Genomic DNA, 14319 nt, shown 5'->3' on the forward strand with positions numbered 1-14319 from the left:
TTTTGCCGGAAAATCAAAGAGTAACAGTCATCGGCGCAGGATTAGCAGGCAGTGAAGCCGCATGGCAAATTGCCCGTCAAGGCGTGCCTGTTACTTTATATGAAATGCGTAACGTAAGGAAAACACCTGCACACATTACTGATCAGTTCGCTGAACTTGTATGCAGCAACTCACTACGCTCCAATGGTCTAACGAATGCTGTTGGGGTTCTCAAAGAAGAGATGAGACGAATGGACTCTCTCATTCTTGCATGTGCTGACCAGCATGCCGTACCTGCTGGAGGCGCTCTAGCGGTCGATCGAGATGGATTCTCTCAAGCTGTGACTAACACATTACGTAACCACCCACTGATTGAGGTTCGTAACGAAGAACTTCAGGCACTGCCAGAAGGAATCACAGTTGTTGCTACAGGACCATTGACATCTCCCGACTTAGCTGCTGAACTCAAAGCACTAATGGGTGAGGAGTATTTATACTTTTATGATGCGGCTGCACCTATCGTTGAGAAAGATTCCATAGATATGAATAAGGTATACTTGGCTTCACGTTATGATAAAGGGGAAGCAGCCTACTTGAACTGTCCGATGACAGAAGAAGAGTTCAACGTATTCTACGAGGCTCTTATCACAGCGGAAGTCGCAGAATTAAAGGAATTTGAGAAAGAAATTTATTTCGAAGGCTGTATGCCGCTAGAAGTGATGGCGAAACGTGGTAAACAAACCGTGTTATTCGGACCTATGAAACCTGTTGGCTTGATCAATCCACACACAGGTAAAATGCCACACGCAGTTGTGCAACTCCGTCAAGATAATGCGGCAGGTACCCTGTACAACTTGGTAGGTTTCCAAACGCATTTGAAATGGGGAGAGCAGAAACGTGTGTTGCAGCTTATCCCTGGGTTAGAGCAGGCTGAATTCGTTCGTTATGGTGTTATGCACCGTAACACATTCATTAATTCACCTAAGCTGCTTGAACCTACTTACCAATACAAGCACCGTGAGAATCTGTTCTTTGCGGGTCAAATGACAGGTGTTGAAGGGTATGTGGAATCGGCTGCTTCTGGCTTAATTGCGGGACTAAATGCAGGTCGAATGGCGAAGGGTCAAGATTGCGTAGTATTGCCTGCAGAAACAACATTAGGGAGTATGGCACAGTATATTACGGCGGCAGAGTCTAAGCATTTTCAACCGATGAATGCGAATTTCGGATTGCTACCAGCACTGCCAGAACGTATTCGAAACAAAAAAGAGAAATATGAACAACTGGCTAACCGTGCTTTAGAGAGTATTCAGAATTTTGTGAATACTGTATCCGTATAAGTTGTCATGAGCTGATCCACTGTGTTAGTATAAATTAATGTTTATTGCATTTTTCATTCGTTTGATCATACATTTACCTCTAGATGCGGTCTGCTCAACCTTTAGACCTCGCTAGAGGTTTCTCTCATTTTTGCGACCCAACTGCAAGGGAGAGAACTCTTGAACGGAATTAATTCTTATAGAGGGGTGAATCGAAATGGAGCCCAATCAAGCAACGTTTCATGCAACAACCATATTCGCAATTCGTCATCAAGGTAAGGGAGCTATAGCCGGTGATGGTCAAGTGACATTTGGCAATAGTATGATCATGAAGAGCACGGCCAAAAAAGTACGGCGTTTACATAGAGGGAAAGTCATTGCTGGATTCGCCGGTTCCGTTGCTGATGCGATAACACTATTTGAAAAGTTCGAAGGAAAGCTAGAAGAGCACCATGGCAACCTTCAACGTGCTGCGGTTGAGTTAACGAAAGATTGGCGGCAAGATCGTGTGCTTCGCAGATTAGAGGCGATGATGATTGTTATGGATGCAACAGGACTATTGTTGCTTTCTGGCAATGGAGAAGTCATTGAACCGGATGATGGCATATTGGCAATTGGTTCAGGCGGAAGTTTTGCACTATCAGCAGGAAGAGCGTTGCATCGACATGCACCTCAGCTTAGTGCGAAGGAAATTGCGCACGCCGCGCTGACGACGGCAGCAGAAATTTGTGTGTTTACCAACCATAATATTATTGTTGAAGAGATTGAATAGACTAGAACGTATGTTTACATAGGAACATTAGCACACGCTCTCAATTGATCAATTAGCTTTAGCCTACATTATAAGGAGGGTATCACATATGGCAAACAGCTCTCTAACCCCAAAGCAAATTGTCCATGAACTGGATCGCTACATTGTGGGGCAGAAAAAAGCGAAGAAATCCGTTGCAATTGCATTGCGGAACCGATACCGGAGAAATCTCGTTGAGGAAAGCATGAGAGATGAAATTGTGCCCAAGAATATCCTAATGATTGGACCTACGGGTGTTGGGAAAACAGAAATCGCACGTAGACTTGCGAAGTTGGTTGGCGCACCTTTTATTAAAGTTGAAGCGACGAAATTTACTGAAGTTGGCTATGTGGGCCGTGATGTAGAATCAATGGTCCGTGATTTAGTGGAGACATCTGTACGTATGGTCAAAGCAGAGCGTATGGAGAAGGTCAAGGATCGTGCAGAGAAGCTCGCTAATGAGCGATTAGTTACTTTGCTTGCTCCAAGTCCTACTCGTACCAAAACACAGCGTAATCCGCTTGAGATGTTGTTTGGCGGGCAAAATAAAGATGAGCAAGAAGAGACGCCGCCTGATTCCAATCTGGCTTCTAAAAGAGCTCAAGTCGCAGAACAATTATCCAATGGTAAATTAGAAAACGAACATGTTGAAATTGAAGTGGAAGATGCAACTCCCTCTATGCTCGATATGCTTGGTGGTCAAGGTAATGAACAAGCAGGCATGAATATGCAAGAAATGTTCGGAAGTTTGTTGCCTAAGAAGACGAAAAGACGTAAACTGCTTGTGAAAGAAGCTAGAAAAGTTTTAACACAAGAAGAAGCACAGAAATTAATCGATATGGATGATGTTATCCAGGAGTCCATTAACCGTGCGGAACAAAGTGGGATTATTTTTATAGATGAAATTGATAAAATAGCAAGCAGTAGCCGCGGTGGAAGTGGACCGGATATTTCGCGAGAGGGTGTTCAAAGAGATATCTTACCTATTGTGGAAGGGTCTACTGTCGTGACGAAGTACGGTCCTGTTAAGACGGACTATGTGTTGTTTATCGGGGCAGGAGCATTTCATATTGCAAAGCCATCAGATCTTATCCCAGAGTTGCAGGGCAGGTTCCCTATTCGTGTCGAGTTAAGCGATTTAACTTTAGAAGACTTTGTTTCGATTTTAACAGAGCCTAAGAATGCATTGACTAAACAATATACAGCCTTATTGCAAACGGAAGGTATAACAGTTGAGTTTGCAGACGAAGCTATTCATGAAATTGCTCGTATTGCTGTTGAAGTCAATCAACAAACAGAGAATATTGGAGCTCGTCGTTTACATACAATTTTAGAGAAATTGTTGGAAGATTTATCTTTTGAAGCGCCAGAAATCACATTAGAGTCACTCGTGATTAATCCAGCTTATGTTCGCGAGAAACTAAGCAGTATTGTCCAGAACAGAGATTTAAGTCAGTACATCTTATAAGAAATAAGCAGGTTGCAGGTAGTAGGAGGCAGTTAGATGAGTTTATTAAATAAAACAAGAAGGCTGAATCGTTTGCTCCAAAAAGAAGCGGGCAATGCGGTAAGCTTTATGGATATGGCGGAAGTATTAAGAGATGTCGTAATCGCAAATATATATGTGGTTAGCCGCAAGGGTAAAATTTTGGGCTACGCGGTTACGAATGATCCTGTTTCTCCAGAAATGAATCAAACGATTCTAATTGAGCGCAGATTTCCAATTGAATCTAATAATTTATTGTTAAAAATTGAGGAGACTTCATCGACGTCGGAACCTGATAGTCCGTATTTCTACTACACCGATCAGATGAAAGATATGTTTCCAGCTACGCATACAACGCTAGTGCCAATTATTGGTGGAGGCGATCGTTTGGGCACTTTGATTCTAAGTCGAAGCGAAGGTCACTTTATTGATGATGATTTGGTTCTCGCAGAGTATGGATCAACGGTTATTGCCATGGAAATATTAAGAGAGCGCGCGGAAGAAATTGAAGAGGAAGCACGCAGCAAAGCAGTTGTTCAAGTCGCAATTGGCTCATTGTCTTTCAGCGAAATGGAAGCTGTTGAACATATATTTGAAGAGTTGGATGGCAAGGAAGGATTGCTGGTGGCGAGTAAAATTGCAGATCGTGTGGGTATAACGCGTTCCGTTATTGTAAATGCGCTGCGTAAATTGGAAAGTGCTGGCGTGATTGAAACGCGATCACTTGGCATGAAAGGCACTTATATCCGTATTCTAAATGAACAACTTATGCAAAGTATTGAACAAATGAAGTCCAAACTATAATGAATTACAGGTTAAGCCCTATCTGGTAAAAAGATAGGGCTTTTTTCTTATTGAAACTTAACGTAATATCTTAGATGATAAAGAGTATAAGTCAAAGGTTTACATAATTCTACATATAGAACTATTTTGTATCGGAAATTGAGAATAATGTCGAAACAAGAAGGAATCAAATCTTCCGATGTTGAAATAGTTACTGAATATTTTTTTGTGTGAAGGGGAATCGTTTATGTCTTTATTAGACAAGCCTATTTGGAATATGATGGAGCGTTCGTTGGATGCATCGACGCTAAGGCAAAAAGTAGTAGCGAATAACATTGCTAATGCGGATACTCCTAACTTTAAACGTGCTGATGTTGTGTTTGAAGAGCTACTGCAAAATCAGATGAGTTCGGGAACACCAGCTATATCGGGATATCGCACAGACCCCAGGCATTTCGTTATAGGTAATTCTTCAAAGTTACCGTATTCCGAGGTGAAAACAGACGAATCGACAGCAATCAACATCAACATGAACAATGTCGACATGGACTATGAAATGTCATTAATGGCTAAAAACCAACTTAAATACAATGCTTTGGTTCAACAATTGAACAGCGATTTCAAAAAAATGCACACAGTCTTAGGGGGTAAGTAATAAGAAATGAGACTTACTAACGGATTTGACATTAGTTCATCCGCATTAACTGCACAGCGACTTCGTATGGACGTTGTATCTTCCAATATAGCTAATGCCGATACTACGAGAGCGAAATTTGTAGATGGGAAATGGGTGCCATATACGAGGAAGTTAGTATCATTTGAAACAAAATCCCAACCGAGTTTCGCGCAATCACTTAACTCTGCTATGGCGGATGGAACGGGCGAAGGTGTCAGAGTTAATAAAATATTTGAAGATAATTCTCCAGTAAAGCAAGTTTATAATCCTTCACATCCCGATGCAGACACGAATGGGTTTGTGTATATGCCAAATGTAGATATTGCCAAAGAAATGGTTGATATGATCTCGGCTACACGATCTTATGAAGCCAATGTAACAGCACTGAATGCAAGTAAAGCTTTGATTACTAAGGCATTGGAAATCGGTAGATAGGAGGTTGTGGGATGATTGACAAAATTAGTTATAGTCCGATAAATATAATGAGTTCCATTCAACCGAAAGATAACTCGGGTGAGGGAGCAGATGATCTTGGCAAGAGATTTGGTTCATTTCTGAATGATGCCATGACTAATTTAAATGCGCAGCAAAAGCAGGTTGATCAGTTGAACGAAAGCTTCATTAAAGGGGAACTTTCCGATGTTCATCAATTGACAATTGCCTCTGAAAAAGCTTCATTGGGACTTGAAATTACAGTTCAAGTTCGAAATAAAGTTTTAGAGGCGTACCAAGAAATTATGAGAATGCAGCTGTAACTTTAGAGATGCTGCTAAATTTGGGTCAATGAGGTGACAGAGTGAACGAGAACCTGCTCCAGTACTGGGAAAAGGTGAAGCAATACTGGAATCGTTATAATCGTACGACGAAAATAATTTTTATAGCTACTGTGTTCCTTCTGGTTCTAACAGCCGCCATTATTAGTGTTAATTTATCCAAGACTGATTATTCACTGGCCTATACAGAACTTCAACCAAGTGATGCAGCTAATATTAAATCATATTTGGATACAGCCAAAATTCCCTATCACTTGAGTGCAGATGGTAAAAGTATTGAAGTGCCTACAAGTGAAGTCGCCAATGTCAAACTGGCAGTTGAATCACAAGGGTTGAACAAGAACGGATCCTTAGGGTTTGAAGTATTTAGTGGAAGCAGTTCCTTCGGTATCACGGATAATGAATTCAAAGTGAAATATTTGAGTGCCATTCAAGGAGAGCTTCAACAACTAATTAATGCAAATCAAGCTATTTCAAGCTCTAAGGTAAATATTTCACTTCCTGAAGAAGGTCCATTCTTACAACAACAAGCGGAGAAAGCTACGGCTTCAGTAGTTCTTCAAGTGAAACAAGGTTACACGCTAGATCAAGCTAAAGTGGATACGATTTACAATTTAGTATCACATAGTATTAAGAATCTACCGATTGAGAATATTTCCATTTCAGATCAAAATTTGCTCTCCTACAAGTTTAGTGGTGAAGCTAATAACACACCGAGAGATACAGATATTAATAACCAGTTCAGAAATGATTTGCAGAAGAACATCAACTCCATGCTAAGCACGATGTTTGGACGCGATAAAGTGAGCGTCAGTGTATTTACAACGATGAATTTTGATCAGAAGAAAACGAAGGAACAACTTGTACGGGCCCCAAATCAAGTTGACCAAAAGGGGATTGAAATATCCCTGCAAGAAGCGAATGAATCTTATCAAAATAAAGGCACTGAAACAGGCGGTGTACCTGGTACTGGCGAAACGGATGTGCCTGGTTATCCAGGAGCCTCTAACAATGGGAACTCCACATCAGAGAAAAATAGCAAAACAGTAAACTATGAAGTGGACCGCATTACCAATGACATTATTTCAACGCCGTATGTAGTAAAAGATGTCAGTATTAATGTCGGAATTGAGCCTCCAGTAAGAGATGATCCAAATTCGTTAACTGCAGAAACGAAAACAGCTATTCAGAATGCGCTAGTGAATATCGTGAGAACAGCACTAGCTGATAATAAGACTACTTATACAGACGAAGACTTACAGAAAAAAGTTACGGTTTTTGCTCATTCATTTGCAAGAACTTCCGATGCGAGTACGACGAAGACATCTACTTACTTGACGTATGGTGCACTTGCGTTAGCGGCACTTGCAATTGGCGCATTGATTGGATTTGTAATTAGAAAACGTAAGAAAGCAGCGCAACAATTACAAGACCAGGAAATGAATCTTGCATCTCAAAAAGCAGAGCTTCCAACGATTGATATTGAAAGTGTAACGAATGACAATCAAGTACGTAAGCAGCTCGAAACGCTTGCAAAAAAACGGCCGGAAGAATTTGTGAACTTGCTGCGTACTTGGTTAGTAGACGAATAGAGGTGCACCTGAATGGCCAGAGCCGCTTTACAAGGGTTAACCGGACGACAAAAGGCAGCTATTCTTTTGATCAGTTTAGGCCCAGAGGTTTCTGCACAAATTTTCAAGCATTTACGTGAAGAAGAGATTGAACAATTAACACTTGAGATCGCGAATGTGCGTAAGGTCGATACCTTAGAAAAGGATTCAATTCTAGCCGAATTTCATCAGATTTGTTTGGCACAAGAATTTATTTCTCAAGGTGGTATCGCCTATGCCAAAGATATTTTGGAGAAAGCACTAGGATCACAAAAAGCGCTTGATATTATCAATCGTTTAACAGCTACACTCCAAGTAAGGCCTTTTGACTTTGCACGGAAAGCGGACCCTGCACAAATTCTCAACTTTATTCAGAATGAGAATTCACAGACGATTGCACTTGTTTTGTCCTATCTGCAAGCCGAGCAAGCATCTATCATTCTGTCTTCACTGCCTCAGGAGAAACAAGCTGATGTTGCTAAACGGATTGCTCTCATGGATAGTACATCACCAGAAGTTATTTCACAGGTTGAACGGGTATTAGAACAGAAACTTTCATCCACTGTCACGCAGGATTACACGAATGCTGGTGGTATCGCATCTATCGTTCAAATCTTGAATGGCGTCGATCGTGGAACGGAACGTACCATTCTGGACTCTTTAGAAATTCAAGATCCAGAACTCGCTGAGGAAATTAAGAAACGGATGTTCGTATTTGAGGATATTGTTAATATCGATAATCGTTCCATTCAACGAATCATTCGTGATATTGAAAATGCCGATTTGCAACTTGCTCTTAAAGTTGCGAGTGAAGAAGTGCGCGATGTGTTGTTCAAAAACATGTCCAAACGTATGGCCGAAACCTTCAAAGAAGAGATGGAATTCATGGGACCCGTTCGATTGCGTGATGTGGAAGAAGCACAAACCCGCATCGTGGCTACGATTCGTCGTTTAGAAGAGTCAGGTGAAATCATCATCGCACGTGGTGGAGGAGATGATATTATTGTCTAATGTCATTAAATCATTCGCATATTATCCTCTTGAAGATAAGAAGATTGTTGAAACATTTTCAGCTCTTTCTTCATTAATACTTACAACGGACTCGCCACCTGTTGATGAAGGTATTTCAGCGGAAATGCAAACGGAGATCAATGATGCAACCTCACTCAAGAACCAAATAATAGAGGATGCCGAAGCATTTGCAAGTGAACAGATCGAAGAGGCCAAACGTGAATGTGCCTTAATCCGTGAAGAAACAGAGCGTGATATTGCGAGTTGGTGGGAAAGTAAGCGAGCTGATGATATCGAGGTAGTAAATGCGTCTAAGCAGTCAGGATATGATGATGGTTATCATCAAGGTCTAGCTCAAGCAGAGAGTACACTTCGTAAAGAATATGAAGATATGCTCGCTGAAGCTCGTTCCATTCTTGAACAATCCTACAAACTGAAGCAGCAAATCATCCAAGAGTCAGAACCTTTTCTTATCGATTTAAGTACCTCTATTGCAGAAAAAATTATAGTGCGTCAACTATCTCTCGAACCTGGTTGGGTGATTGAATTCATTCAAAAAGTACTTGCACGCAGACGTGAAAAAGGAATTATTACTTTATGTGTAGCTCCTTCTCAATTTGCATATATTCAAGATGCGAGGGAAGAATTGATCACTTCAATTGATTCACAGGCTGAACTCGAGATCATTCCAGATTCATCAGTACAAGATCAAGGCTGTGTCATTCGTTCTTCATACGGGAGCATTGATGCTAGACTCGATACGCAACTGAAAGAAATTAAGTCAGCGCTCCAACTGGCCTTACAAAGTGAGGAAGCATAATGGAACCGATATCGATCCCGAAGGTGGATAAATACAAGGAAGTCTTACAAACGATTGATCCAATTAGGGTGAACGGTAAAGTGACGCAAGTCATTGGACTTACAGTTGAATCTGAAGGTCCTGATGTCAGTATAGGTGATCTCTGTTATATCTATCCGCACAAATCAAATAAACCATTAAAAGCGGAAGTAGTCGGTTTCCGAAGCAACAAAGTTATTCTTATGCCACTTGGTGATCTTGATGCCATTGGCCCTGGTTGTGATGTTGTTGGGACAGGAAAACCGTTAACCGTTCAGGTGGGACATGAGTTATTAGGAAAAGTTCTAGACGGTCTTGGTCAACCGTTAGACGGCTCGTATTTGCCTTCAAGGATGGCGCAGTATTCGACAAATAATTTACCGAGTAATCCTTTATCGCGTCCCCGTGTACTTCATCCCATTTCTGTTGGTGTTCGGTGTATTGATGGATTATTGACAATTGGTAAAGGTCAACGTGTTGGTATTTTTGCTGGATCTGGTGTTGGTAAAAGTACGTTGATGGGAATGATTGCCCGTAATACTTCAGCTGATGTCAATGTCATTGCACTGATTGGTGAGCGCGGTAGAGAAGTTCTCGATTTCATTGAACGTGATCTCGGACCAGAAGGCTTGGCGAGATCGGTTGTTATTGTGGCGACTTCCGACCAACCTGCTTTAATTCGGATTAAAGGCGCTATGATTGCGACCAGTATTGCTGAGTATTTTAGAGACCGCGGCTTAAATGTCATGATGATGATGGATTCTGTAACACGATTTGCTATGGCACAACGTGAAGTCGGACTGGCTGTTGGTGAACCGCCAGCAACACGTGGTTATACACCATCTGTGTTCGCAATGCTGCCTAGGCTGTTGGAGCGGTCAGGAACAGGTGCTAAGGGCTCTATTACAGCTTTTTACACTGTGCTTGTTGATGGTGATGATATGAACGAGCCCATTGCAGATGCGGTCCGTGGTATCTTGGATGGTCATATCGTCTTAAATCGTAGTATCGCCAACAGGGGACATTATCCTGCGATCGATGTTTTATCAAGTGTAAGTCGTGTCATGAAAGAAATTGTACCGACAGAGCATATGGAAGCAGCGGATCAACTTAAGCGTCTTCTCTCTATATATAAAGATTCGGAAGATCTTATCAATATCGGGGCGTATCAGAAAGGTTCTAATCCAAATATTGATATTGCGATGGATAACATCGAAGCCATTTGGGATTTTACGAAACAACGAACAAGTGAAAAGCTGACCTACGAAGAAGCTCAAGCGCGATTAATTCAAGAATTTTATAAGGGATGAGGGTCCTAAATGAGTTTTCGCTATTCTTTCCAGCAAATTGTCGATTTGAAGAATAATGAACGTACACAAGCAGAATGGATTTTATCTGAGGCAATGGGTCAGTTAAGGATTGAAGAAACGAGCTTAAATGGATTGTTCGAACAGAAGGAAAACTTACACAATGAAATGATTCAAGCAACTAGCGATTCCGTGTCGATATCGAATATGCTTCTCATGCAGAACTATATGAACCATGTGGATAAACAAATAGCACGCAAACATCAAGATGTTAAACATGCTATGCATATCGTAACGGAGAAGCAAGAACATTTATCTGTGAAAATGATCGATGAAAAAGTGTGGACCAAAGCAAGAGAAAAGGCACATAACCAATTCCAGCTTATGATTGCGAAAAAAGAGCAGGATGCACTAGATGAAATGGCTACAAATCGTTTCAGACGTTTATCGTATTAAGCTAGAAAAGGAGGGACGAAGAGATGGCCGATACAAGCGTAGAGGGTGCATCTTATAGTGCACTGGAGCGATTTTTGATATGGTTTGTCATCCCCTTTGTGTTCACGGCGGTGTTACTCTTCGTGCTGCTTTCCATTTTTGATTATGATATCAAAAGTAGTATTCAAAAAGCACTGCACAATACACCTGTCGTTGGATTAATAGTCCCAGCTCCAAAAGAAGCTGCGCCCGCGACAACAGATAGTAAAGCTGTATCATCTGAGCAAAGTGTAAAGTTGAAAGAAGATGAAATTGCGAAGCTGAACGCCCGTGTAAATGAGTTGACAACAGCATTACAAAAAGCAGATTCGACGACTGAGAGTAAGGATGCTTCTCTTAAGGCGGCAGTTGCGAAAGTAACGGAACTTGAAGAGAAGTTAAAAGATAAAACGCAATCGGAAGAAGAGTACACGAATCAAATTACACAACTTGCGAATATGTATGCCAAAATGACACCTAGTAAAGTTGCTCCAATCATTGAAGCATTGACGCCAAATGAAATGGTATTAGTATTCTCTATGATGAAACCTGATAACCGCGGAGCAATTCTTGAAAAAATGGATGCTGCTAAAGCAGCCGCTGCTTCCATTGGACTAAAGGATATCGTACCCGTGCGTGACAAAGAAATAGCAGCATTACAAGAAAGATTAGCCACGAATAATACGACGGATACCAAAGCAGCGACAAGTACGGTAAGCAATTCAGATCTTGGACAAACTTTTGCCAATATGACACCAAAAAGCGCTTCTAATGTTCTGCTAGAGATGAATAAATCTAATCCGACAAAAGTGTTGTCTATTTTAAGTGGGATGGATAATTCTTCACGCTCTAAGGTGATGTCTGCGCTGTCAGATGCGAATAAGGAAGTTGCTGCTTCAATCACTGCAAAGCTTGTACCGTAATTTGCTGGGGATTTAAGAAGGGAGGTGAGAAAAATGGATGTACAGATGACGTCAGTACCAGTCGCACTACCAGGGGCAACAGTAGCAGGTAAAGGGAATTCCAAAGCAACTGGAACGACGGATAGCTTTTCAGCACTTCTTTCTGACCAAACCGCACAAGAGAATGCACCCATGGTTGAAGGACAACCATCAGAAACTGAGATTTCCATGAGTATGATGTTGCAAATGCTTCAGAACTTGGTAATGCCGATTCAAACGGATAAGGCTCAAGAATCAGAAGTATCTTCGGCGGATAGTACTTTGCCTGAAATACTTATTGAAGCAATGAATAGCAATCCTGAACTTGCTGACAAATTACTGCAAGATCCGAAAGTGAAAAAGTGGTTTGAAAATGCAGAAGATATACTGGCTGCGCTAAGTAACACATCAAACCCACTCGCGTCCGGAAATCTTGCAATGTGGCAGCAACCAACAAGCAATTCACTGAGTCTGAAAGCACAGAATACATTGTTAACACTGTCTACTTTATCCAAGCAGCAACCTGACAATTCGATTCTAAAATTTTTGAATTCAGAGCTTGCAAGTACAATTCAACCTTTACTTCCAGAGATTCTAGCAGAAGTGGGAAAAGCTCAGAAGGTAACTGTCGGTGATGTTGCTGCTACTGCAATTGGGACTACTGCACCTGTGACTGGAGCCAAGGAGCACATTTCATCAAATGGGAGATTAACTTCTAGTAAGTACATAAATAAACGTGAAAATGATTCAGTAGATAATAGTCTTTCAGTAAATTTGCTATCATTGCAGCCTAAACAAGAGAAGTTTGCAATAAAGCACATTCCCTTAGTTGTTAGTGAGCAGTCAAGTGACTTGCCCGAATCGACAATTGGACAACTAGTTGATTTGCCGATCGAGACAGCTACAGGAACAAATTCGATCGTTACGATCGGTGATCTTCAGAAATCACAGCAATTGATGAATGCGGCAGATAAAACACAAGCACCCGTGCTAACTTCAGCTAATTTCGCGGACGAGATGACAACGCATGTTCTCAAAAACATGAAAATTACGATGTCTGAAGGTTTCTCAGAGGCTAAGTTATCTTTGTTTCCAAAGAATTTAGGACACGTAGATGTGAAAATTTCCATGCATGATGGACAACTATTTGCCCAGTTTGCAGCCGATACTTTAGCAGGTAAACAAATGCTAGAAAGCCAGTTGCCTCAATTACGTCAAGCACTCCTTACGCAGGGCTTACAAGTTGAGAAACTAGAAGTTACGCAAAGCCAAAATATGTCTTCAAGCATGTTCCAAGAACAACGTCAACCGCAAACCTTCAATCAATCACAACAACAGTCCAAGAATCGCTCAGGTGAAATTGAAATGGATGCTATTGAATTTAAAGAGGATATGGAGCAAATCGCACAGATTCGCAATCATACAAATGGTAATTCCTTCGATGTCATTGCCTAAATGAGTAGAATGAAGTGGTGGAGGTGAACGTATGGCTACTAATCCAATCGTTGGCAATGTAACTGACCTGATTAATCAAGGGACTAGCGCGAAAACCAAGGAGAAGGACAGTACTACCCTGGGTAAGGATGATTTCCTTAAAATTTTGATTACACAGCTTCAGAATCAAGATCCTACACAGCCTTTGCAAGACAAAGAGTTTATCGCTCAAATGGCACAATTTACATCTGTTGAGCAATTGACGAACATGGCTAGTGAAATGAAGCTAATGAGACAATCGTTAGGTTTCGTGTCAGGATTAATTGGTAAGTCAATTTCATGGACTGGAACAGATGCATCAGGGGTTTCAACTGAGATGTCTGGCGTAGTAGATTCGATAACTTTTAAAGATGGGAATCAATTTGCCACTGTGAATGGTGTGGAAGTTTCCCTCGATAAGTTAAAGAAAATTGAAAACGCTGGAGATTCAGAATGACAGAGCGAGTATCCATAGGCCAACTTTATCCAAATCCTGTTTCACCCACATCAACGAGAAGAGTTCCATCGCATCAGGTACCGGTTACTGGAAATGGTAATCCTACTTTTCAAAAACTTTTTCAAGATCAATTTGTAAAATTTAGTCATCATGCTGAGGTTAGATTGAAAGAACGAGGTATTCAACTCAAACCTGAGCAAATTGAGAAAATGAACAATGCCATTGATAAAGCTGCATCCAAAGGTGCCAAAGACGCGCTCCTGATCTTAGCAGGGAATGGATATATCGTAAATGTACCCAATCGAACTGTAGTGACTGCGCTAGATGGCCAAGCTATGAATGATCATGTGTTTACACAGATCGATAGCGCAATGATAATATCATAGATTTATAGGGCTCGAC

16 protein-coding genes are annotated in these 14319 nt (G+C 41.2%); all 16 read left to right on the forward strand.

The genetic code is table 11. The features are described from left to right. Nucleotides 1-2: 2 nt before the first annotated feature. The 16 genes from trmFO to AC58PV_RS11065 all read left to right on the forward strand — a co-directional run bounded on the left by trmFO (nucleotide 3) and on the right by AC58PV_RS11065 (nucleotide 14303). Nucleotides 3-1319: an FADH(2)-oxidizing methylenetetrahydrofolate--tRNA-(uracil(54)-C(5))-methyltransferase TrmFO gene (trmFO, locus tag AC58PV_RS10990; protein ID WP_497432287.1), complete on the forward strand. Its 1317-nt coding sequence runs from the start codon at nucleotides 3-5 to the stop codon at nucleotides 1317-1319. Nucleotides 1320-1515: 196 nt separating this feature from the next. Further along, nucleotides 1516-2070, forward strand: coding sequence for an ATP-dependent protease subunit HslV (gene hslV, locus AC58PV_RS10995; protein ID WP_497432288.1), 555 nt, complete (start codon nucleotides 1516-1518; stop codon nucleotides 2068-2070). 88 nt (nucleotides 2071-2158) lie between these two features. Continuing rightward, nucleotides 2159-3556 carry an ATP-dependent protease ATPase subunit HslU gene (gene hslU, locus AC58PV_RS11000; protein ID WP_497432289.1) on the forward strand — a complete coding sequence of 466 codons (1398 nt, stop codon included), beginning with the start codon at nucleotides 2159-2161 and terminating at the stop codon, nucleotides 3554-3556. Nucleotides 3557-3592: 36 nt separating this feature from the next. Continuing rightward, the gene (gene codY / locus AC58PV_RS11005; protein ID WP_056624907.1) at nucleotides 3593-4378 is read left to right on the forward strand and encodes a GTP-sensing pleiotropic transcriptional regulator CodY; all 786 of its coding nucleotides are present in this window, start codon (nucleotides 3593-3595) and stop codon (nucleotides 4376-4378) included. Between the two features lie 226 nt (nucleotides 4379-4604). Beyond that, nucleotides 4605-5012, forward strand: coding sequence for a flagellar basal body rod protein FlgB (gene flgB, locus AC58PV_RS11010; RefSeq protein WP_497432290.1), 408 nt, complete (start codon nucleotides 4605-4607; stop codon nucleotides 5010-5012). A gap of 6 nt (nucleotides 5013-5018) precedes the next feature. Further along, nucleotides 5019-5468: a flagellar basal body rod protein FlgC gene (flgC, locus tag AC58PV_RS11015; protein ID WP_497432291.1), complete on the forward strand. Its 450-nt coding sequence runs from the start codon at nucleotides 5019-5021 to the stop codon at nucleotides 5466-5468. A gap of 11 nt (nucleotides 5469-5479) precedes the next feature. After that, entirely contained in the window at nucleotides 5480-5788 is a 309-nt protein-coding gene (gene fliE, locus AC58PV_RS11020; protein WP_497432292.1) for a flagellar hook-basal body complex protein FliE, read from the forward strand. A 41-nt stretch (nucleotides 5789-5829) separates the two neighbouring features. Further along, a complete protein-coding gene (fliF, locus tag AC58PV_RS11025) occupies nucleotides 5830-7398 on the forward strand; it encodes a flagellar basal-body MS-ring/collar protein FliF (RefSeq protein WP_497432293.1) in 1569 nt (522 codons plus the stop codon). Between the two features lie 12 nt (nucleotides 7399-7410). After that, nucleotides 7411-8427, forward strand: coding sequence for a flagellar motor switch protein FliG (gene fliG, locus AC58PV_RS11030; protein ID WP_068662580.1), 1017 nt, complete (start codon nucleotides 7411-7413; stop codon nucleotides 8425-8427). Beyond that, a complete protein-coding gene (locus tag AC58PV_RS11035) occupies nucleotides 8411-9247 on the forward strand; it encodes a FliH/SctL family protein (RefSeq protein ID WP_497432294.1) in 837 nt (278 codons plus the stop codon). Before fliG ends, AC58PV_RS11035 begins: the two co-directional genes overlap by 17 nt. Next, nucleotides 9247-10575 carry a flagellar protein export ATPase FliI gene (fliI, locus tag AC58PV_RS11040; RefSeq protein ID WP_497432295.1) on the forward strand — a complete coding sequence of 443 codons (1329 nt, stop codon included), beginning with the start codon at nucleotides 9247-9249 and terminating at the stop codon, nucleotides 10573-10575. Before AC58PV_RS11035 ends, fliI begins: the two co-directional genes overlap by 1 nt. Before the next feature lie 9 nt (nucleotides 10576-10584). Then, on the forward strand, nucleotides 10585-11028 hold the full coding sequence (fliJ, locus tag AC58PV_RS11045; protein ID WP_497432296.1) for a flagellar export protein FliJ: 444 nt from the start codon (nucleotides 10585-10587) through the stop codon (nucleotides 11026-11028). 23 nt (nucleotides 11029-11051) lie between these two features. Continuing rightward, entirely contained in the window at nucleotides 11052-11969 is a 918-nt protein-coding gene (locus AC58PV_RS11050; RefSeq protein WP_497432297.1) for a MotE family protein, read from the forward strand. Between the two features lie 33 nt (nucleotides 11970-12002). Next, nucleotides 12003-13442 carry a flagellar hook-length control protein FliK gene (locus tag AC58PV_RS11055; protein ID WP_497432298.1) on the forward strand — a complete coding sequence of 480 codons (1440 nt, stop codon included), beginning with the start codon at nucleotides 12003-12005 and terminating at the stop codon, nucleotides 13440-13442. Nucleotides 13443-13473: 31 nt separating this feature from the next. After that, nucleotides 13474-13917, forward strand: a complete 444-nt coding sequence (locus tag AC58PV_RS11060; protein ID WP_497432299.1) for a flagellar hook capping FlgD N-terminal domain-containing protein — start codon at nucleotides 13474-13476, stop codon at nucleotides 13915-13917. Next, nucleotides 13914-14303 (forward strand): TIGR02530 family flagellar biosynthesis protein, encoded by a 390-nt coding sequence (locus AC58PV_RS11065; RefSeq protein WP_497432300.1) that lies wholly within the window; start codon nucleotides 13914-13916, stop codon nucleotides 14301-14303. Before AC58PV_RS11060 ends, AC58PV_RS11065 begins: the two co-directional genes overlap by 4 nt. Nucleotides 14304-14319 lie beyond the last annotated feature (16 nt).

The organism is Paenibacillus sp. J22FR83, from assembly GCF_059691955.1.

Coding starts and splice junctions, on each gene's coding strand:
- hslV (WP_497432288.1), top strand. CDS start 1,516: ATGGAGCCCAATCAAGCAACGTTTCATGCAACAACCATATTCGCAATT.
- hslU (WP_497432289.1), top strand. CDS start 2,159: ATGGCAAACAGCTCTCTAACCCCAAAGCAAATTGTCCATGAACTGGAT.
- codY (WP_056624907.1), top strand. CDS start 3,593: ATGAGTTTATTAAATAAAACAAGAAGGCTGAATCGTTTGCTCCAAAAA.
- flgB (WP_497432290.1), top strand. CDS start 4,605: ATGTCTTTATTAGACAAGCCTATTTGGAATATGATGGAGCGTTCGTTG.
- flgC (WP_497432291.1), top strand. CDS start 5,019: ATGAGACTTACTAACGGATTTGACATTAGTTCATCCGCATTAACTGCA.
- fliE (WP_497432292.1), top strand. CDS start 5,480: ATGATTGACAAAATTAGTTATAGTCCGATAAATATAATGAGTTCCATT.
- fliG (WP_068662580.1), top strand. CDS start 7,411: ATGGCCAGAGCCGCTTTACAAGGGTTAACCGGACGACAAAAGGCAGCT.
- AC58PV_RS11035 (WP_497432294.1), top strand. CDS start 8,411: ATGATATTATTGTCTAATGTCATTAAATCATTCGCATATTATCCTCTT.
- fliI (WP_497432295.1), top strand. CDS start 9,247: ATGGAACCGATATCGATCCCGAAGGTGGATAAATACAAGGAAGTCTTA.
- fliJ (WP_497432296.1), top strand. CDS start 10,585: ATGAGTTTTCGCTATTCTTTCCAGCAAATTGTCGATTTGAAGAATAAT.
- AC58PV_RS11050 (WP_497432297.1), top strand. CDS start 11,052: ATGGCCGATACAAGCGTAGAGGGTGCATCTTATAGTGCACTGGAGCGA.
- AC58PV_RS11055 (WP_497432298.1), top strand. CDS start 12,003: ATGGATGTACAGATGACGTCAGTACCAGTCGCACTACCAGGGGCAACA.
- AC58PV_RS11060 (WP_497432299.1), top strand. CDS start 13,474: ATGGCTACTAATCCAATCGTTGGCAATGTAACTGACCTGATTAATCAA.
- AC58PV_RS11065 (WP_497432300.1), top strand. CDS start 13,914: ATGACAGAGCGAGTATCCATAGGCCAACTTTATCCAAATCCTGTTTCA.